The organism is Chitinophaga agri, from assembly GCF_010093065.1.
GTDB classification, from domain to species: Bacteria; Bacteroidota; Bacteroidia; order Chitinophagales; family Chitinophagaceae; genus Chitinophaga; species Chitinophaga agri.
In genome coordinates, this window is sequence record NZ_CP048113.1 from 2,812,677 (window position 1) to 2,832,522 (window position 19,846).

Consider the following 19,846-nt stretch of genomic DNA (forward strand, 5'->3'; position numbering starts at 1 on the left):
GTTGAGATATTTTAAATAATTATCTTACAACCTATTCCACTCTTCTAACATTATCGTTTTAACAAATTAGCCTGCAAAGATCGTGCTAATACCCCACACTGCCAAATCCTTTTCAAGCCATCAATTTCTTATAACAAAGTACTCCATATAAACGATATTTAATAGCCCTTTATTAGGTATTTTCGACGCTTTAATTAAATTTTAACAATTGAAAAATAATCAACTTCAGATTATTAACTTCACTAATTTATTGTCCAATACATTGCAAATTCTTCAACGATGATTATTGATTTCAGGAGCGATACTTTCACTAAGCCGACTCCCGGAATGCTGACAGCTATGACTGAGGCAAATACCGGCGATGATGTATACGGCGAAGACCCTAGTGTAAATCAGCTGGAAGCCATGCTGGCAGCATATTTTGGTAAAGAAGCCGCCATGTACTGCCCTTCCGGCACCATGAGTAATCAGATCGCTATTAAAGTACACACCCAGCCCGGTGACGAGGTGATTTGCAGTGACTTAGCACATGTGTATATTTATGAAGGTGGTGGCATCGCGTTTAACGCCGGCTGCCAGGTACGTGCGCTGGAAGGCGACCGCGGCATGATCACCGCTGCACAGGTAGCCGCAGCCATCAACCCCGATGACGTGCACAAAGCTACTACCAGCCTGGTTTGCCTGGAAAACACCTCCAATCGTGGTGGCGGATGCTGCTATGATATTGAAGAGATCACCCGCATCAAAAACGTGTGCAGGGATAATAACCTGAAACTCCACCTGGACGGGGCCCGGCTGTTCAATGCACTCGTGGCAACCGGGGAAAATCCGAAGACTTTCGGGGAGCTGTTCGATAGCATTTCTGTCTGCCTCAACAAAGGAATGGGCTGCCCGATGGGATCTGTCCTGCTGGGGAGCGCAGCGTTTATCCGTTCCGCACGCCGTGTAAGGAAAAAACTGGGCGGCGGATTAAGACAGGCTGGCTATATGGCAGCTACCGGACTTTATGCCATGGAGCACCATATTGCCAGATTGGCAGAAGATCATTTGAATGCCAAGCAGATTGCTAAATACCTGCTGCAAAAAACATTTGTCGGTCATATGCTGCCGGTCGAAACCAATATCCTCATCTTTGATGTGAAGGATGGCTGGACAGCTAAACGCTTCGCCGACCACCTGAAACAGGAAGGTATCCTGGTTTCTCCTATCAGTGAAACGCAGCTACGTATCGTACTGCACCTGGATATTACCCCGGCAATGGTGGAAAAGACCTGTGCGGTGATATCAGCAATGGAGTAATCCCTTAACAAGATACAAACAGAAAATGGCTGGCAACTGCAGATATGCAGACCAGCCATTGTTATTATTCTACATTCAACCACTCTCTTTGACAATCAACCGAATCAGCTCCTTCGCCCCATCCGCCGCAAGTCAGGAGGTAGCCGTTTATGGCGACAGATCAGCCCAGATGATTCGGTTAATAACAATATATTTTTGGGGTCACTGGATGGAAACATTTCCTAAGGTGCCGTAAATCTACGCAGCCCAACCGGCAGGCACAACTGCCAATGTATACCCGGCCATGATTTTCTCGTATCCGGACGTTTTACGCTGAAAAGTGAGGAAAGGTAACTTCCCCGCTAAAACAGACGTGCTTCCAATCGCTTAATCTCTTATTTTTGCACACTTATATAAATGATATATCGCTAGCATGGAACTCTCAAAAAATTACACGCCTGCTGCTATTGAAGGCAAATGGTACCAGCATTGGATGGACAAAGGTTATTTCCGTAGTAAACCGGACAACCGCCCTCCTTTTACCGTTGTGATCCCTCCTCCTAACGTCACCGGCGTCTTGCACATGGGGCATACCCTGAACGAGACGGTCCAGGATATCCTGGTGCGCCGTGCCCGTATGAGCGGATTTAACGCATGCTGGGTCCCAGGCTCTGACCATGCTTCCATCGCTACCGAAGCGAAGGTGGTGAACATGCTCAAAACCGAAAAAGGTATTGAGAAGTCACAGCTGACTCGTGAAGAGTTCCTCAAATACGCATTTGAGTGGAAAGAGAAATACGGCGGCATCATTTATAGCCAGATCAAGAAACTGGGATGCTCCTGCGACTGGGACAGGGTGACATTCACCATGGACGATCATTATTATGAAGCGGTTATCAAGGTGTTCGTAGATCTTTACAATAAAGGTCTCATCTACCGTGGCGCCCGTATGATCAACTGGGACCCGAAAGCGAAAACAGCCCTGAGTGATGAAGAAGTACAGTATAAAGACATCGAGGGTAAACTGTACCATGTTCAATATGCTATCACTGATTCTGAAAATAACCTGACAGGCGAAGCGATCACCATCGCTACACAGCGACCTGAAACCATCATGGGCGATACCGCTATCTGCGTAAACCCTGATGATGAACGCTATAAACACCTGGTTGGCCACTTTGCGATCGTACCCCTGGTAAACCGCAGAGTACCTATCATCTTCGATACCTACGTAGATAAAGAATTCGGTACAGGCGCCCTGAAAGTGACACCTGCTCACGATATCAATGACTACAACCTGGGACTGAAACACAACCTGGAAGTAGTGGATACCCTGAACGATGATGGTACCCTCAGCCCCGCTGCTGGTGTATTCATCGGTGAAGACCGCTTCAGAGCTCGTAAAAAAGTGATCGCTGCATTGGACGAACAGGGTCTGCTCGTAAAAGAACAGGCATACACCACCCGCCTTGGCTACAGTGAGCGTAACCCTGATACTGTGGTAGAACCCCGTATCAGTACCCAGTGGTTCGTGAAAATGGCGGAACTGGCCAAACCTGCCCTGGATGCCGTAGTAGATGGTGATGTGAAGATCCATCCGGGCGATCGCTTCCTGGCGACCTACAAATACTGGATGGAGAATGTAAAAGACTGGTGTATCTCCCGTCAGCTCTGGTGGGGACAACAGATCCCTGCGTTCTATGCACCAGACGGCACCTTTGAAGTAGCACATAACGTAGATGCAGCGATCGCACAGTTCGCAGCGAAAGGTGCTACCTACACTGCTGCCGACCTCCGTCGTGATGAAGACTGTCTCGATACCTGGTTCTCTTCCTGGCTGTGGCCAATGGAAGTATTCAATGGTATTTCCCAGCCTGACAACGAAGAGATCAACTACTACTACCCTACCAACGTACTGGTAACCGGACAGGATATTATCTTCTTCTGGGTGGCCCGTATGATCATGGCTGGCATGGAATACAAACAGGTTAAACCATTCAGTGATGTTTATTTCACCGGTATGGTAAGAGACAAACAGGGACGTAAAATGAGTAAGTCGCTGGGGAACTCTCCTGACCTGCTGGAACTTATCGACAAATATGGTGCGGATGCCGTTCGTTATGGTATCATGATCACTTCTCCTGCCGGTAATGACCTGTTATTTGATGAGGCAACTCTCGGACAGGGTGCCGCTTTCGGTAACAAGATCTGGAACGCTCTGAAACTGGTGAAAATGTGGGAAGCACGCGTGGCACCAGGTACTGAAAACGCTGATAATAACTTTGCTGTACAATGGTTTGAAAACAGACTGAATGAAGTAAAAGCACAGGTGAATGAGCTGTTTAAAGACTTTAAACTGAGTGAAGCCCTGAAAGTAGTTTGTCACAACCTGATCTGGGATGATTTCTGTAGCTGGTACCTGGAATGGGTGAAACCTGGTTTCGAGCAACCTTGTGACGCAGGTGTTTATGCAAAAACGGTTTACTTCTTCGAAGAACTGATGAAATTACTGCATCCTTTCATGCCGTTCGTATCTGAAGAGATCTATCAGGCACTGAAAGAACGCGCAGAAGGTGATGACCTGATGATCCAGCAGTATGCTACTCTGGCAGCTAGTGACGCTAACATCCTGGCAGAAGGTGAACTGGCGAAGGAAGTGATCACCAGCATTCGTGATGCACGTACCAAAAATCAGCTCAAGGTAAAAGATGAAATAGTAGTACACATTGATACCCTGCAGGAAGCAGCATTCGCAAAAATCGAAGGCCTGCTGTCCAAACAGGTAAATGCAAAAGCTATCAGGTATACCAAAGAACCAGTAGGCGGTTGCATCAACGTAGTCGTACAAAAAGACAAGTTCTACCTGGAAACAGAAAAAGAACTTGACACGACCAATCTGAAAGCAGACCTGGAGAAAGACCTGATCTACCAGCAAGGCTTCCTGGCATCGGTAGAGAAAAAGCTGAGCAACGAAGCATTCGTAAGCAGAGCCAAACCAGAAGCGGTAGAAGCAGAGAGAAAGAAGAAGGCTGATGCCGAGGCTAAGATCGCAGCCATTACGGAAAGTTTGAAATCTTTATAATTTTCAATATCGCCCGGACGTTACTATTCCGGGCGATTTTTTTATATCCCTGTTTATTCTATGCGTAAATGTTATCTGATTTCGGGAATCCTTTTGTTCATGGCAAGTATGCCGGTATTAGCGCAAACCGCCAAGCCTAAGAAACCTGCTGCTAAAAAACCTGCCACTACAACCAGTACCACCGGTACTAAAACAACCACACTCCGCTTCCGTACCACCTGGGGTATATTCCTTCCTGACTCCCTTCCACGCCCTGAGATTATTAAACTGCTTGATTCTCCGCTGGTAGTGAGAGACGAAAAGAATAACAAATATCCTGTTGTATCCTTCCAGTTCACCTACGAGAAAAGGGAACCATACCTGAATGATACCACCGGCAAACCCGGCTTCTATACCGAATTTGTCGGCGATGACTTCAAGGGTGACCGCCTCCCTCCCTTCTGGGTAGAGCGCATCAAAGAGATGCTTGAGAGAAATGAGGTATTCTATTTCGATAATATCATTATCAAATACACCGGCGATAAATTATACAGAGCTCCCAAGCTCAAATTCAACGTTCGCTAATAACTGAACAACTGCTGTAATGGCAGTGTGAATGAGAACCTTTGGGTTGCGTTGTCAATAGGGTCCTTGTCAAACAGGTGACTATAACGCACTCCGAAGGTGAAAGGGATTTCATTGCCTATTTTGGTATCGAACAGAAGCTCTCCACCAGCAGATCTATATTGCGTGCTCACCTTGCTGATGAAGTTATAGGCCCTGCTGTAATCATAGAACACATTGCCCCTGATCCGCATCAGGTAAAGAATATGTGCAAATCCCCAGTCAGGATAGGCGATCGGGAAATGATAGTTCGCGCCCAGTTTATAGATGTGCTCATAGAACGGCTCATTATATCCACGGGCATAGGCGAAATTATCGGAGAAAGAATAGTTGCGTGACGTATCCCGCTGCTGCCAGGCACTCTGCAACACCAGACTATGACTTGGTAATACACCTGGCAGGTACAGGTCTAATCTTGCGAAAAGCTGTTCTGCAAATACATTGGTCAGCGAACGGTTATACTGTAAAGCAAGGTATTGTCCGAAGTGAGAATAGATATGTTGTCTGGCCCGGATGCGCTGGTTATTGAATACCAGTGTATTGCCGATATATTGTATGCTCGGATTTGTAAAACGGAATGCTCCCTGCGGAAATCTCTCCAGATAATGATACATCGAAGATACTGACAAACTGCGGCTATACAAACCGGAAGATAACGTCAATGGTATCGTGAACCCGCCATGAAAATCCAGCTCCTTCCAGTATAGACGGCCTTTTCCGGAAAAAACGTCAGACCGGTCAAAGGTATATTTAGCCCCTGCCTGCAGATATGGGAACAGGGCGCCATAGATGAAATCTCCCGTGAAGCCGGAACTTCCTTCATTACGATTATAGGTATATCCCAAAGCTGTAGAAGCCGTGTTCAGCACGTTATCGCCGTACAGCGTCACACTGTAGTTAGGATCGTCGAAGGTAGGTAGCCAGCTGTGGAAGTTGAACAGGTGTGTACTCTTCGCATACTCCTTTACCTCATTTTTCTCATCTGGTACTTTCTCTAGAATATTGCCCCCTTCCTGGAAATCAGGCTGTAACCAGGCACTATGATAGCTACGTCCTGTATCGATCGGTTGCCAGTCTTTCGGCGCCAGCGGCGCCGCATACAAGGCATATCCTTTCGTGCCGAAAGCACTGTATACTACCGTCTGCGACTGGCTATCCACCGCCGCATGCAGCACGCCGTTTGGATGTGCGGTAACCTGCCAGATCTTTTTAGCTGACATCGTCAATGCATAGATATTATCCACATCCTTATACGCAGCGGTGTAATACACCGTGTCATGGCGCACGGCCGGAATACCCAGGACTGTAAATGAGAAAGGTGTCAGCAATTCGCGCTCCCCCGTAGCCAGTGACTGACGTATCATGGCCATTTCTCCTCTGTTATTACGCACATTACTGATGATCCATTGTTCATCCGCAGAAAACTTAGGATAAGTGTAATACCAGTTATCAGGATTCGGTAGCGTATTGATTACAGCGCCCGTTTGTCCATCCAGCAGCTGCAGACTATATTGCTGCGAGGTGGCCGTAGCGACTGCCACGATGCGTTTACCATCTGCAGTGATATCAGGGGAAAAGTAACGGGAAGTATGGGTGAGTGTACCAGTACGGCCGGTTGCCATATCATGGACCTTTACAACAGAATAGTCCTTCCAGGACCAGCGTGGATGAAAACGGGCTTCCGTCCATACGATCCGTCCATTTCGATAACTGAAATAGTCATCGAAATGGATACCCGGGCGGGTCACCAGTTCCTGTCGGCCAGTGCTGTCAAGCAGATAAAAACCTGCCAGCTTTTTGTAGGAATCTTTATAGATGAGCCATTCACCTGGCTTCACCGGATAAATATATTTGTAGTTTGTAACAGTTGGTGGTGCTTCCATCAATGGTGTACCTGGCTTACTTTCTTTACTGGCGTAAGTCTCCCAGCGCGGCTGATATTCTTTCAGCATCGCGCGATAGAAACCAGTCACGTTGTTACCCGTGCGTCTTTTCAGGCTCCGGGACAACGGATAAAATAATCCGCGGTAGCGCACTGCATCTGTTGTTACATCTTTCCAGAAGGTGCGGCCGTAATGTTCACGACCATACATGCTCATGAGATATCCCAGTGGATAATGATTGGGGGTAAAGTCTACATAAGAGCCATTCCTGACTTTCATATAACTATAGTCCCTTTTCTCAAGCGCGAGCGCCCTGAAGCCATCGAAGAAAGCAGGCAGTCGTCCCCTCCCCTGCATACTCAGGGCTGTTTCCATTGTCACAGCATCTCCTTCCCAGAACCAGTTAGGTACAGCTACACTGGCAAAACCGGCTAATCCCAGTTCTCCGAATACACGATAGGCAACCCGGGTCAGTCCCTGGTTAAAATTGCGATATTGTAATACGTGCCGGTATTCATGCACTGCCAGCTGATCTTCCCATTTCAATGAACCCAGATCAGCAGATGCCGGCGGTGGTGTCAGATAAAACTCAGAGCGGAAAGGCCCCATAGCGACATAACCATTGGATTCCAGTGTCTGATGCTGCAATACGATATTCACTTTCTTGTTCCGGTTCCCGATTGAGCCGCGGTTATATCGATCCATATAATGGATCAGATTTGCGACCCGTTGTCCCTGTTGTTCCAGTCCGGCAGGAAAAATTACACGGGCGGTATCAGAATTGATCTGACGCCATTTTACAGAAGGAGGATTGCCGCCGAATGATTGTGCCATTGCGGTAATGGGGAACAGGAGTAACAGTAGGCACGAGAAAGTTTTCATATCAATTGCAGGTATAGGGAACAAGATACGGAGTAATTAGGAATTACGAATTAGGAATTGATTAGCCTGACTACATTAATTATCAGGCAATTAACAAATGCCAATAAACGAACGCCATAAACAGCCGTGCTGTTTATGGCGTTCGCAAATTCCCTGGTTCCTGGTTCTCAATGATCTAACATTCCGGAAGGCTGATCGGTATATTCACCGCCAGGCCACCATCAGAAGTCTCCTTGTATTTACTGTTCATATCCAGTGCCGTATCCCACATGGTCTTTACCACCGCATCGAGCGATACTTTCGCCAGTTCCGGGTTGCTCTGCAACGCCAGCTGGGAAGCAGTGATCGCTTTGATCGCGCCCATGGTATTACGTTCTATGCAGGGTACCTGTACGAGTCCGCCAATAGGGTCGCAGGTCAGCCCCAGGTGATGTTCCATGGCAATTTCAGCCGCCATCAGTACCTGACGCTGAGAACCACCCAGGCATTCAGTTAATGCCGCTGCCGCCATGGCAGAAGACACACCGATTTCCGCCTGACATCCGCCCATTGCGGCGGAGATAGTAGAGCGTTTTTTGAAGATACTGCCGATCTCGGAGGCTGTCAGCATAAACTGCATGATCTTATCATCCTGATTGCCATCACAGAAGGTAATGAAATACTGTAATACAGCGGGGATGACGCCTGCTGCACCATTGGTAGGAGCTGTTACCACACGGCCGAACGAGGCATTTTCCTCATTCACAGCGAGCGCAAAACAGCTGACCCAGTCCAGCGTATAAGCGAAGTGGTTACCACCTGCACGAATAGCGTCGATCCAGGAATTATAATCAGTGTAGGTACGTCCTTTCAGTAATTTTTTATTCAGTGCTGCCGCACGTCTGGCCACACGTAACCCTCCGGGTAATTCACCCGCTGTATGAGAACCCCGGTAGATACACTCTTTCATGACACGGTAGATATTCATCACGCCGGCCCGGGTTTCTGCTTCCGGTCTCCAGGCATGTTCATTTTCCATGACGAGTTCGGAGATGGAATACCCTGTTTTGATACACCACTGTAACAGCTGACGGGCAGTATCAATTGGGAATGGCAGGTCTACCTGTGCAGCACCTCCACCCTGTGTTTCACCTTCTTTCAAGACAAATCCGCCACCAATGGAATAGTAGGTAGCAGCCTGTTGTTCGCCATCATTAAAGGTAACGAGGAAGGTCAGGGCGTTAGGGTGATAAGGTAAGGATTCATCAAACAGGAACGTGATATCCTGCAGGGGATCAAAAGTCACGGGATGAGTGCCACCCACGACCATTACTTTATTTCTACGGATGTCGTCAATTTTACTGTTGATCTGATTAACGTCAAACGTTACGGGGTCATCACCACAGAGGCCTAACTGTACCGCAATATCAGTACCGTGACCATGACCGGTCTTGGCAAGAGAGCCGTACAATAAAACGCTGACATGTTCTATGGAACTGAGTTTTCGTCCTGTAGCCTGAACTTCTTTCAGGAACTGCAGGGCGGCCCGCCAGGGGCCTAACGTGTGTGAGCTTGAAGGACCTACGCCTATCTTAAAGATATCAAATACCGAAATGCATTCGTGTGCCACGAGGTAGAATTTCGACAAATGTAAGGGGAAAATAGGGATAGATTATTCCTCAGGTGGGATTGTATTACAATATCATTACTAATCACCAATCCTCAATAACAAAAAAGGGCCTTCCGGCCCTTTCCTGTTATTGAGGATTGGTGAGGTCCACTAATTCGATATCAAATATCAGCGGCGAGTTGGCCGGTATGCCGTTCTGTGCCTGACGGCCGTAACCGTAGTAAGAAGGCAGGTATACCCTGATCTTGCCGCCTTTGGTGATCCTGGTCAATGCAAACTGCCAGCCTACGATCACCTGTCCTACATAAAACTCACGGGGAGTTGTACCGGTAGAATCAAACACTACATCTGACAACAGTTTACCAGTGTACAAAGTCTTCACTTTTGTATTGCTGTATTTTACGCTGTCAACGCCATTACCTTTTGCAGAGATATTGTAGTAAATACCACTTAAAGAGTCCTGAACAGCTGTCAGGCTGTGTGCTTTCAGGTATGCCTTAATTGAATCGACATCCTTGTTAAACTGTGGTGTTGGATCATAAGCTTCGCCCTCATCTTTACTACAAGCGGCAAAAAATACCATCATCAGCGCTGCTCCGATCAGGAACAAATGTCTCATGCTAAATCTTTTCATGAAGTGCTCGGATTTATAATATTGAGATAATTAATTACAGAGGATTATTTAAAGTCTACGAGTTCCACGTCGCATACAAGAACGGTATTAGCAGGTATAATATTACCTACGGACACGTTACCGAAGCCCAGCGGAGAAGGGATGATCAGGAATATCTTTCCTCCTTTACCTATTTTCCGTAATCCTATCTGCCAGCCCATGATATGGTCTTTCAGGGCACGGCCATCGAAATTGGTACTGCCGAAAGAAGCATCCAGCAGGGAATCTTTCAGGTTACGGCGGGTATAATTCAATGTGGGAATAGAATTGAGCGTCATTAAGGCCGAAGGGTCTCCAGGGTTTTCTATTTTATAATAGATCCCACTGAAATCACGGTCCAGGGAAAGGTTGTTCGCCATCATGTATGACTGGATAGCGGCGTTCTGCTCCTGCATGATCCTTTCGCCATCGGTGACATCGTTGTAGGTGTCGGAATATTCATTTTTTGAGCATCCGGTGATCAGGACAAGTGAAAATAAAAGATAAAAAGCGGCGCGTAAATGTGCGTTCATACAATTATAACGGCGAAAAAGACCTAAAGTTACAGGAAGCTGCTAAAAAAGGAAAGGGTATCCGCGATAGCGAACACCCTTTTCCCTTATATTTTCTGGATACTATATTAGTAGTCCATACCCATTCCGTGACCACCGTGCGGAGCAGGGGCAGCAGATTTAGGTTCTGGTTTGTCAGCGATCACACACTCAGTGGTCAACAGCATACCTGCGATAGAGGAAGCGTTTTCCAGTGCGATACGTGTCACCTTAGCAGGGTCGATAACGCCAGCTGCCAGCAGGTTTTCGTATACTTCGGTACGAGCGTTGAAACCGAAATCGCCTTTACCTTCTTTCACTTTCTGTACTACGATAGAACCTTCGATACCAGCGTTAGCAGTGATCTGACGCAGTGGCTCTTCGATCGCACGTTTAACGATCGCAACACCTGTCTGTTCGTCAGCGTTTTCACCTACAACTGTATCCAGGCTTTCGATAGCGCGGATGTAAGCAACACCACCACCAGGAACGATACCTTCTTCTACAGCAGCACGGGTTGCGTGCAGTGCATCGTCTACGCGGTCTTTCTTCTCTTTCATTTCAACTTCGGTAGCAGCACCTACGTACAGTACAGCCACACCACCACTCAGTTTAGCAAGACGTTCCTGCAGTTTTTCGCGGTCATAGTCAGAAGTAGTTACTTCTATCTGCGCTTTGATCTGATTGATACGAGCCTGGATAGCTTCTTTTTCACCTCTGCCACCTACGACAGTAGTGTTGTCTTTATCGATAGTTACGGATTCAGCACGACCGAGGTAGCTCAGGTCAGCATTTTCCAGTTTGTAACCTTGCTCTTCGCTGATCACGATACCACCTGTCAGGGTTGCGATATCCTGCAGCATTTCCTTTCTTCTGTCGCCAAAGCCCGGAGCTTTAACTGCAGCAACTTTCAGCTGACCACGCAGTTTGTTAACTACCAGGGTAGCCAGTGCTTCACCTTCCAGATCTTCAGAGATGATCAGCAGCTGCTGGCCGTTCTGAACGATTTTTTCCAGGATGTGCAGGATGTCCTTCAGGGTGCTGATCTTTTTATCGTAGATCAGGATGTAAGGGTTCTGCAGCTCAGCGTGCATTTTTTCGCTGTTGGTGATGAAGTATGGAGACAGGTATCCGCGATCGAACTGCATGCCTTCTACTACTTCTACAGTAGTATCAGTACCTTTCGCTTCTTCAACGGTGATTACGCCGTCTTTGGTCACCTTGTTCATCGCTTCAGCGATCAGCTTACCGATCTCAGCGTCGTTGTTAGCGGAGATTGCAGCAACCTGTTCGATTTTTTTGTTGTCGTTACCAACTTTTTCAGCCTGTTTAGCCAGGTTTTCGATGATCACTTTAACAGCTTTATCGATACCGCGTTTCAGGTCCATTGGGTTAGCTCCAGCAGCAACGTTTTTTAAACCTTCGCCGATGATAGCCTGTGCCAGAACAGTAGCAGTAGTAGTACCGTCACCAGCAATGTCAGCGGTTTTAGAAGCAACTTCTTTCACCATCTGTGCACCCATGTTCTCAATCGGGTCTTCCAGTTCAATTTCTTTAGCTACGCTCACACCATCCTTGGTTAAGCTCGGAGCACCGAATTTCTTCTCGATCACTACGTTACGACCTTTTGGACCCAGGGTTACCTTCACTGCGTCTGCCAGGGTGTCTACGCCCTTCTTCATTTTATTGCGGGCATCTGTGCTAAAAAATATCTGCTTTGCCATAATAGCTTTGTGTTTTTTTTGAGTGTTTTGGTTTTGTCTGTCAGTTCAACGCTTGTGATTAAACAATTGCTAAGATGTCAGATTCACGCATGATTAAGTAATCACCACCTTCGATGCTGATCTCGGTACCTGCATATTTGCCATATAATACGGTATCGCCAACTTTTACAGTCACTGGCTCATCTTTCTTACCAGGACCAGCTGCAACAACAGTACCTTTCTGTGGTTTTTCTTTTGCAGTATCAGGGATGATGATACCACCAGCTGTTTTTTCTTCTGCGGCTGCGGGTTTCACGATCACCCTGTCAGCTAAGGGCTTAATACTTAAATCTTTTGACATATACTTATACTTTTTAAAAAGGTAAGATGATTTGTTTTTGTGCTGTTGGCACTTCGATAATTGTGCCAAGGCAATTTTATGGTCAAATTTTCAGTTCTTCCGCACCGGCAGCTAAGCTGCACTGACAAAAATGCCATTTTTTCAGATAAAACCTGACAGAATCAGTATGCAATTGCCCGTTTGTGATCCACCAGCCCCGGGTAACGGCCGGTGTGCTTCGCCGTCGCTGGTTCGACGCTTGTTCATTCCTCTTCAGACGAACACAGAAAGCCGGCATATTCAACTGTGGAATTTCACTACACCAGTGTATTATCCTGAAAAGTACTATTCTTTTAGCTAATAATACGCATCCTCTCCAGATATACAGTCACCACCGCAAAATAATCAGCCAGGTATTAAAATGACGATATGTCCTATTACCACATTCCCGGCATCTCTTTCCCCCACCCTTCCTGACACGATCAGCACACCTGATTGTCATATTTTTTCCTGTAAATCTCTTTAACACAACATTATACAATGATTATCAACAAGATAAAGTCAATCTTTCACAATTATCCCTGGTAATTCTTATTTGTCAACGCCTATTATGCCCATTTTTCCCTAGTTTTGCGCCCTCATACAGTTCTTGATTATAAGATGATTAGCAGAAGAAATATCCGTGTGAAGGTCATGCAGACCCTCTATGCACTGGAAACAATGGAACCGGAAACCATTAAGCCGGGAACCGCTACCAGTTTACTGAACGAGAAGCTGGACCAGACAAGTCAGATCTTTACATACGTATTATACTGCCTGACCCAGGTAGCTCAGTATGCAGAGATCGACTCTCAGACCCGTGCATCCAAACACCTTCCCTCAGCTGCGGACCTGCAGGTAAATACCAAAATAGCGGGGAATGAATTTGTTTTCCAGATCATCAATGACAAAGGGTTTCAGGTAAACCTGGAACAATGGAAACTCAGGCATCTTCCTGAACAGGACCTGATGCGTAAACTGTACAACTCTCTCACAGCAACAGATATCTATCAGAAATATATCCAGGAGCCTTCCCGTACCAAACAGGGAGAAAAGGAGATCATGGAATATATCTATAAAGAGCTCCTCTTCAAAAACGAGCTGTTCCTTCAGCATATGGAAGATAGCTTCCTGCACTGGGGTGACGATGCCGAAATGATGGACCTCCTGGTAGCTAACTACATGCATAAACCGCATTTATTCAATTTCCTCCAGCTCATCAGCCGGGAGAAACTGGAATATGCACGTGAACTGCTGCTGACAGTGCTCGATAAGAAAGAATATTGCCTGGAACTGATCAAGCCGAAATTACAGAACTGGGATCCTGAACGTATCGCCGCAGTGGATATGTTATTAATGGAAATGGGAGTATGCGAATTCCTCTATTTCCCGACTATTCCTACCAAGGTGACTATCAACGAATATATCGACCTGGCAAAGGCGTACAGCACGCCTCAGAGCGGTCAGTTCGTCAACGGTATACTGGATAATATCCTGAAAGACCTCGATCAGGCCAATATGATAAAGAAGGTAGACCGTACAAAAAAATAGCTACTTTTGGGTCGAACCCGATACAATTATGAAAAAGATATTCTTTTATCTGATTGCCGGTAGCCTCCTCGCTGGCGCCTGCAACAGTTCAGATGCCAACAAAAGTGCCGGACAGGATACAACGACTGCGGCCACTGCTGCCAGTACAAAAGGTACACCTGTCATCACCTTTGATGAGATGACGCACAATTTTGGCAATATCACTGAAGGCGAAAGAGTAGAATACTCCTTCAAATTCACCAACACCGGAGACGGAGACCTGCTGATAACAGATGCTACCTCCTCCTGCGGTTGTACAGTGCCTGACTGGCCGAAAGAACCTATCAAACCTGGTAAAACCAGCTATATGAAAGTAGTGTTCAACAGCGCAGGTAAAGAAGGATATACTGAAAAGGAAATCACGATCCGGGCTAACACAAAGCCTGAACAGGTACAGGGACCAAAAATTCAGTGTACGATACTGAAACAGAAATAACAACAACTAAACAACTAAATACAACTTAATACGATGTACACTAACATGCTGAACGTTCTACTGATGGCGGGTGGTGGAGCAGGTGCTCAAGGCGGCGCTGGCTTCCAGTTCATATTTATCGGGGGTATGATCCTGGTAATGTGGTTATTCATGATCCGTCCTCAGACCAAGAAAGCAAAATTGCAGAAAGACTTCATCGGCGGTCTGCGTGAAGGCGATAAAATCGTTACCATCGCAGGTATCCACGGTAAAGTGAAAAAGATCAATGATAACAATACCCTGCAGATCGAAGTTAGTCCTGGTACCTACTTCACTGTTGAGCGCTCTGCTATCAGTATGGAATATACCCAGGCACAGCAGAAAGCAGCTGAAACTGCAGCAAAATAATGGCTGTCTTCCGACAGTGCGTCCCAAATTCCCTCGCGGAGTTTGGGATTTTTTTTGGAATTTGGCGGTATGTTAAAAATTGGTATCACAGGCGGTATAGGCTCAGGAAAAAGTACGGTTGCAAAGATCTTCGCACTACTCGGCGTGCCGGTGTATTATGCTGATGATGCAGCAAAAACGATCATGCAAACTGATAAGCTGCTGATTGAACAGGTGAAAAAGCATTTCGGTGCACAGATCTATGACGCAAACAATGTACTGGACCGCGCCGCATTGGGTAAGATCGTTTTTAACGATAAAGACAAGCTGGAGTTACTGAACTCCCTCGTCCACCCTGCCACCATCCGACATAGCGACGAATGGGCAGATCAGCAAACAGCCCCCTACGTCATCAAAGAAGCGGCCCTGCTCTTTGAATCCGGGTCTTTTCAGTACCTCGATAAATGTATCGGCGTATACGCCCCCCAGCCGCTACGCATCCACCGCGTCATGAAACGCGACAATATAGGCCGCGCCGATGTACTGGCCCGCATGCACAAACAGATTGACGACAATATCAAAATGAAGCTGTGCGATTATATTATCCGCAATGATGATCAGGAAATGGTTATCCCACAGGTACTCGCATTGCATCAGCAGCTGCTTACACTCGCAGCCTCCTAATCATCCCTTACCCATCACCCGATCATTATAACCATTCTATTACATGGGTAAAACCATTACACAAGGCAGTAACAATAAAAATAAAGTCACCCCTGTGCTGCTGCTCGAACTGCAGTCCAATCACCCTGAACCGGTGAAGATCAGCGCAGGTATGCTCAAAGAAGATGTAAGCGGACGTACCTGTCAGCGGGTACCGCTTAATGATAAAAAATCACTCGCTATTTTCAATACACTACCTGCTGGTGTGCAGCATCTGCTGCAACCCTGTACGCAGGAATCCATGGTATATAAAGAACTGCAGCTGAAAGAGAAATTCCGCGATCATCCGGTGAGATCGCTCACACAGCAGCAGTATGTGCATGAAGGTATGCAGCAATACCTCTATCACACACTTCAGCAATTGCGGCCACTGACGCCCGTATTGCCCTGGTATACCATGATCACCGACGACAGTATGCTGATGAAAAATACCCGTCCGGCTACTGTCAATAATTTCCCTCCCCTGCTTTCCTTCGAGCTGAAACGCTCCGCTACCGGCGCTTTACGCGTAGTGGCCATTGTAACGATCAATGGTCAGGTACAACCACTTACCAACTTCGAACATTACGGTTTTCTGCTGCGTAAGGAAGGTGAATTGTTCATCCTCCCTCCTGCTGCCGCTATCACACTGGAACAATTCCCCGGTGGTATAAAAGAAATTCCGGCAGGGGAAGAAGAACAGTTCATTGCCGATGTATTACCTGTATTAAGCACCCAATACACGGTCAATAAGAGCATCCTGTTACAAAAGGAAATACTGGATACTCCTCCCGCATGTAATATATGGCTGAGTGAACTGAATAAATCGTTCCTCGTACTCACACCACAATGGCAATATGGCGACTTCCATATCGAAGACAGCAAAGATCCCATCGTGCTGAAAACCGCCGGGGACGTGCAATACGAGATCAGGCGGGATATGGAAGCAGAGAAAGAAATGATCACCTTCATCCGTGGTCTGCATCCCCGCTTTGCGCAGCAGCGGAACGGCTATTTCTACCTGCCGTTCGCCGATGCCGAAAAAAGTCAGTGGCTGGTAAAGTGTTACCGTAAACTAACTGACCGCAACATAGGTGTGTACGGTATGGACCAGCTGAAGCACTTCCGCTACAATACCAGTATACCTGTTATGGATGTACGCTGGCACAGTGATGATAAAGATACTTTTGACCTGGAAATTGATGTGCGCTATGGCGATGTGCCAGTCGCACTGACCGATATTCAAAAAGCATTACAACACCGGCAACCACACCTCTTACTGAAAGACGGTACGATCGGTGTGATACCGGACGAATGGCTACATAAACAGGACCTTCTCTGGAAACTGGGACAGGTCAATAAAGACAGACTGAAACTGTCCCGTCTTCATTTCACCGTCGCCCAGGAAATGCTGGAAGCCAGAGAAACACCTGCGCAGGCACAGACACTGGAAAAACTGAAACGGCTACAAGCCCAGCCATCCGGGCAATTCCCGGTGCCTGCTGCTATTCAGGCACAACTCCGCAACTATCAGCAGGGTGGGTTTGAATGGATGTGCCTACTGGACGCGATGCGCTGGGGCGGATGCCTGGCCGATGATATGGGTCTCGGTAAAACATTGCAGACCATCACCTTTCTGCAACATCTTAGTGAGAAATATCCCGGAGAAACACACCTGGTAGTCTGCCCTACGTCACTGATATACAACTGGGAAAGCGAATTGCAGAAATTTGCCCCGGGCCTGCGCTACACTGTGTACCATGGTAGTAACAGACAATATTCGGCTAACAACTGGAAACAATATCAGCTGGTCATCACCAGTTATGGCACTGTACGCAGTGATACGGCTATCTTTAACAGCCAGGTATTCGGATATGTCGTGCTGGATGAAAGTCAGGTTATAAAGAATCCGGCGTCACAGACCACCAGAGCATTACAGCTACTGCAATGCCGTAACCGGCTGATATTAAGCGGTACGCCTATTCAGAATAATACCATGGACCTGTATGCACAGATGAACTTTGCAAACCCTGGATTGCTCGGAAATCAGTCGTTTTTTAAATCTGAATTTGCGCTCCCGATCGACAAATATGCGGACGCAGAAAAGGCAGGGCGACTGCGCAAACTGATCTATCCTTTCCTGCTGCGACGTACCAAAGAACAAATAGCACAGGATTTGCCAGATAAAACAGAGATCATCATGTGGTGCGAGATGGGAGAAGAACAGCGCAAGGCTTACAACCGCACCCGTGACATGTATAAGGAAAAGCTGCTGAAGCGGATCAATGAAGATGGGATGGCTGCCAGCACGATCTATGTACTGGAAGGTTTAACAAGGCTCCGCCAGATCTGTAATGCGCCGCAACTGGTGGAACAGGAGGCACATGTCACCGAATCTGTCAAGCTGGATGAGCTGATGCGCGAGATCAGTGAGAACACCGGTGCCCATAAAGTACTGGTCTTTTCACAATTCACCGGCATGCTGCAACTGATCTCCAAGTCTATGGAAAATGAAGGACTACCCTTCCTCTACCTCGATGGCAGTACAAAAGCAGAGACGCGGCAGCAGCTGGTACAACAGTTCCAGGCAGATGAGAAGGTCAGGGTATTCCTGATCAGTCTGAAGGCAGGAGGCGTCGGACTGACACTCACGGCCGCAGACTATGTATACCTTGTCGATCCCTGGTGGAACCCGGCGGCTGAGCAACAGGCCATTGACCGTACCCACCGTATCGGTCAGCAGAATAAGGTCTTTGCCTACAAAATGATCTGTAAAGACAGCGTGGAAGAAAAGATACTGGCCCTACAGGAACGGAAGAAAATGATAGCGGATGACCTGATCAGTGAAGATACCGGCTTTGTGAAGAAACTGACAGAAGATGACGTGGCATTCCTGTTTAGCTGATATTATTTACCTGACAACATTGCCTGTTTGACGGCAATCTATACGATCAGAGCGAGGAAGCTTGCCCTTATAGACTAATTTTTGAATATTTGTGTCATGTTAAAGATCTACAAACTACCTGTTATTACACTGATTGTGAGTCTGCTGGTCATTCCCTCTACCGCAGCGTTTGCCCAGACCCAAAAGATGCCCGAAGGATTCAACATCCAGCGGGGAGTGAATATTAGTCACTGGCTGTCGCAGTCAGGCGGCCGCCGGGGTGTAGCCCAGGCAGATTATTTCACAGAAAAAGACGTGGCATTGCTGGCAGAGAAAGGATTTGATCATATCCGCATTCCTGTAGAAGAAGCAGAGTTGTGGGATTACAAAGATGAAAAATACCAGGACGCCTTTAAGCTGATCCACAGGGCCATCCTATGGTGTAAACAATATCATATGCGGGCAATCGTGGATATGCACATCCTTCGCAGCCATCATTTTGATGGAAAGAAGAACCGGTTGTGGAACGAATCCGCCTCCCAGGAACGTTTCCTGCAATGCTGGCGGGAGCTGAGTGCGGAGCTAAAGAAGTACCCAACCGATCTGGTGGCTTATGAATTACTGAATGAGCCGGTTGCCGACAGTGCCTCACAGTGGAATGACCTGCTGGCCCAGGGCGTCTCCCTGATCAGGGAACTGGAACCAAAGCGGGTGATCATTGTCGGTAGCAACAGGTATCAGTCCTACGCTACCTTTCCTTTGCTGAAAGTGCCTGCTGGCGATAAAAGGATCATCCTGAGCTTCCACTACTATAATCCGTTTTTCTTCACACATTATAAAGCCAGCTGGACGGCGCAGAGAGACTTCAGCGGACCGGTACATTATCCGGGTCCGACCATTTCCCCGAAGGAAGTGGCCCAGCAACCCGCTACTATCCGGAACCTGCTGGCAGGTAGTACGGAGGAATATAATGCGGACGTGATCGAACAGCAGATGATGACGGCTGTGAAGGTGGCACAGAAGCTAAAATTACCGCTATACTGCGGAGAATGGGGCTGTCTGAGCAGTGTTCCCCGTAAAGACAGGCTCCGCTGGTATAAGGATGTAAAAAAGAATCTGGAGAAAAACAATATCGCATGGACCGTATGGGATTATAAGGGCAGCTTTGGTATCCTGACGGAAGATGGAGAACCGGATGATAAGCTCATCAAACTGCTGACAAAAGAATAGGCAGGCTTACCTTATG

Annotated in this window: 15 protein-coding genes; 9 read left to right on the forward strand and 6 right to left on the reverse strand. The window is 47.2% G+C overall.

The window, feature by feature from the left end; all coding sequences use genetic code 11:
• Positions 1-279: 279 nt before the first annotated feature.
• The 3 genes from GWR21_RS10955 (at position 280) to GWR21_RS10965 (ending at position 4,924) form a co-directional block, all read left to right on the forward strand.
• Entirely contained in the window at positions 280-1,299 is a 1,020-nt protein-coding gene (locus GWR21_RS10955; protein ID WP_162331785.1) for a threonine aldolase family protein, read from the forward strand.
• Between the two features lie 412 nt (positions 1,300-1,711).
• On the forward strand, positions 1,712-4,360 hold the full coding sequence (locus GWR21_RS10960; protein ID WP_162331786.1) for a valine--tRNA ligase: 2,649 nt from the start codon (positions 1,712-1,714) through the stop codon (positions 4,358-4,360).
• A gap of 99 nt (positions 4,361-4,459) precedes the next feature.
• Complete coding sequence (locus GWR21_RS10965; RefSeq protein ID WP_162331787.1) at positions 4,460-4,924, forward strand: hypothetical protein; 465 nt, start codon at positions 4,460-4,462, stop codon at positions 4,922-4,924.
• Here GWR21_RS10965 and GWR21_RS10970 read toward each other — a convergent pair.
• From GWR21_RS10970 to GWR21_RS10995, 6 genes are all read right to left on the reverse strand, one after another.
• On the reverse strand, positions 4,921-7,728 hold the full coding sequence (locus GWR21_RS10970) for a hypothetical protein (protein ID WP_162331788.1): 2,808 nt from the start codon (positions 7,726-7,728) through the stop codon (positions 4,921-4,923). The two genes, GWR21_RS10965 and GWR21_RS10970, sit on opposite strands and share 4 nt — an antisense overlap.
• A gap of 175 nt (positions 7,729-7,903) precedes the next feature.
• On the reverse strand, positions 7,904-9,337 hold the full coding sequence (locus tag GWR21_RS10975) for an L-serine ammonia-lyase (protein ID WP_162331789.1): 1,434 nt from the start codon (positions 9,335-9,337) through the stop codon (positions 7,904-7,906).
• Positions 9,338-9,464: 127 nt separating this feature from the next.
• A complete protein-coding gene (locus tag GWR21_RS10980; protein ID WP_162331790.1) occupies positions 9,465-9,971 on the reverse strand; it encodes an FKBP-type peptidyl-prolyl cis-trans isomerase in 507 nt (168 codons plus the stop codon).
• A 44-nt stretch (positions 9,972-10,015) separates the two neighbouring features.
• Positions 10,016-10,522 (reverse strand): FKBP-type peptidyl-prolyl cis-trans isomerase, encoded by a 507-nt coding sequence (locus GWR21_RS10985; RefSeq protein WP_162331791.1) that lies wholly within the window; start codon positions 10,520-10,522, stop codon positions 10,016-10,018.
• Between the two features lie 107 nt (positions 10,523-10,629).
• Complete coding sequence (groL, locus tag GWR21_RS10990; RefSeq protein ID WP_162331792.1) at positions 10,630-12,264, reverse strand: chaperonin GroEL; 1,635 nt, start codon at positions 12,262-12,264, stop codon at positions 10,630-10,632.
• Positions 12,265-12,322: 58 nt separating this feature from the next.
• Positions 12,323-12,604, reverse strand: coding sequence for a co-chaperone GroES (locus tag GWR21_RS10995; RefSeq protein ID WP_162331793.1), 282 nt, complete (start codon positions 12,602-12,604; stop codon positions 12,323-12,325).
• Positions 12,605-13,243: 639 nt separating this feature from the next.
• On the opposite strand from GWR21_RS10995, the gene nusB reads away from it, so the two are divergent.
• The 6 genes from nusB (at position 13,244) to GWR21_RS11025 (ending at position 19,830) form a co-directional block, all read left to right on the forward strand.
• The gene (gene nusB, locus GWR21_RS11000; protein WP_162331794.1) at positions 13,244-14,173 is read left to right on the forward strand and encodes a transcription antitermination factor NusB; all 930 of its coding nucleotides are present in this window, start codon (positions 13,244-13,246) and stop codon (positions 14,171-14,173) included.
• Positions 14,174-14,201: 28 nt separating this feature from the next.
• Entirely contained in the window at positions 14,202-14,648 is a 447-nt protein-coding gene (locus GWR21_RS11005; protein ID WP_162331795.1) for a DUF1573 domain-containing protein, read from the forward strand.
• Between the two features lie 45 nt (positions 14,649-14,693).
• Positions 14,694-15,035 carry a preprotein translocase subunit YajC gene (yajC, locus tag GWR21_RS11010; RefSeq protein WP_238430299.1) on the forward strand — a complete coding sequence of 114 codons (342 nt, stop codon included), beginning with the start codon at positions 14,694-14,696 and terminating at the stop codon, positions 15,033-15,035.
• A gap of 69 nt (positions 15,036-15,104) precedes the next feature.
• On the forward strand, positions 15,105-15,698 hold the full coding sequence (gene coaE, locus GWR21_RS11015) for a dephospho-CoA kinase (protein ID WP_162331797.1): 594 nt from the start codon (positions 15,105-15,107) through the stop codon (positions 15,696-15,698).
• A gap of 43 nt (positions 15,699-15,741) precedes the next feature.
• Complete coding sequence (locus tag GWR21_RS11020; RefSeq protein WP_162331798.1) at positions 15,742-18,621, forward strand: DEAD/DEAH box helicase; 2,880 nt, start codon at positions 15,742-15,744, stop codon at positions 18,619-18,621.
• A gap of 96 nt (positions 18,622-18,717) precedes the next feature.
• Positions 18,718-19,830, forward strand: a complete 1,113-nt coding sequence (locus GWR21_RS11025) for a glycoside hydrolase family 5 protein (RefSeq protein ID WP_162331799.1) — start codon at positions 18,718-18,720, stop codon at positions 19,828-19,830.
• Positions 19,831-19,846 lie beyond the last annotated feature (16 nt).

What these genes read in the sequence shown, in the direction of transcription:
- GWR21_RS10955 (WP_162331785.1), top strand. Translation starts at nt 280, where the DNA reads ATGATTATTGATTTCAGGAGCGATACTTTCACTAAGCCGACTCCCGGA.
- GWR21_RS10960 (WP_162331786.1), top strand. Translation starts at nt 1,712, where the DNA reads ATGGAACTCTCAAAAAATTACACGCCTGCTGCTATTGAAGGCAAATGG.
- GWR21_RS10965 (WP_162331787.1), top strand. Translation starts at nt 4,460, where the DNA reads ATGGCAAGTATGCCGGTATTAGCGCAAACCGCCAAGCCTAAGAAACCT.
- GWR21_RS10970 (WP_162331788.1), bottom strand. Translation starts at nt 7,728, where the DNA reads ATGAAAACTTTCTCGTGCCTACTGTTACTCCTGTTCCCCATTACCGCA.
- GWR21_RS10980 (WP_162331790.1), bottom strand. Translation starts at nt 9,971, where the DNA reads ATGAAAAGATTTAGCATGAGACATTTGTTCCTGATCGGAGCAGCGCTG.
- GWR21_RS10985 (WP_162331791.1), bottom strand. Translation starts at nt 10,522, where the DNA reads ATGAACGCACATTTACGCGCCGCTTTTTATCTTTTATTTTCACTTGTC.
- groL (WP_162331792.1), bottom strand. Translation starts at nt 12,264, where the DNA reads ATGGCAAAGCAGATATTTTTTAGCACAGATGCCCGCAATAAAATGAAG.
- GWR21_RS10995 (WP_162331793.1), bottom strand. Translation starts at nt 12,604, where the DNA reads ATGTCAAAAGATTTAAGTATTAAGCCCTTAGCTGACAGGGTGATCGTG.
- nusB (WP_162331794.1), top strand. Translation starts at nt 13,244, where the DNA reads ATGATTAGCAGAAGAAATATCCGTGTGAAGGTCATGCAGACCCTCTAT.
- GWR21_RS11005 (WP_162331795.1), top strand. Translation starts at nt 14,202, where the DNA reads ATGAAAAAGATATTCTTTTATCTGATTGCCGGTAGCCTCCTCGCTGGC.
- yajC (WP_238430299.1), top strand. Translation starts at nt 14,694, where the DNA reads ATGCTGAACGTTCTACTGATGGCGGGTGGTGGAGCAGGTGCTCAAGGC.
- coaE (WP_162331797.1), top strand. Translation starts at nt 15,105, where the DNA reads ATGTTAAAAATTGGTATCACAGGCGGTATAGGCTCAGGAAAAAGTACG.
- GWR21_RS11020 (WP_162331798.1), top strand. Translation starts at nt 15,742, where the DNA reads ATGGGTAAAACCATTACACAAGGCAGTAACAATAAAAATAAAGTCACC.
- GWR21_RS11025 (WP_162331799.1), top strand. Translation starts at nt 18,718, where the DNA reads ATGTTAAAGATCTACAAACTACCTGTTATTACACTGATTGTGAGTCTG.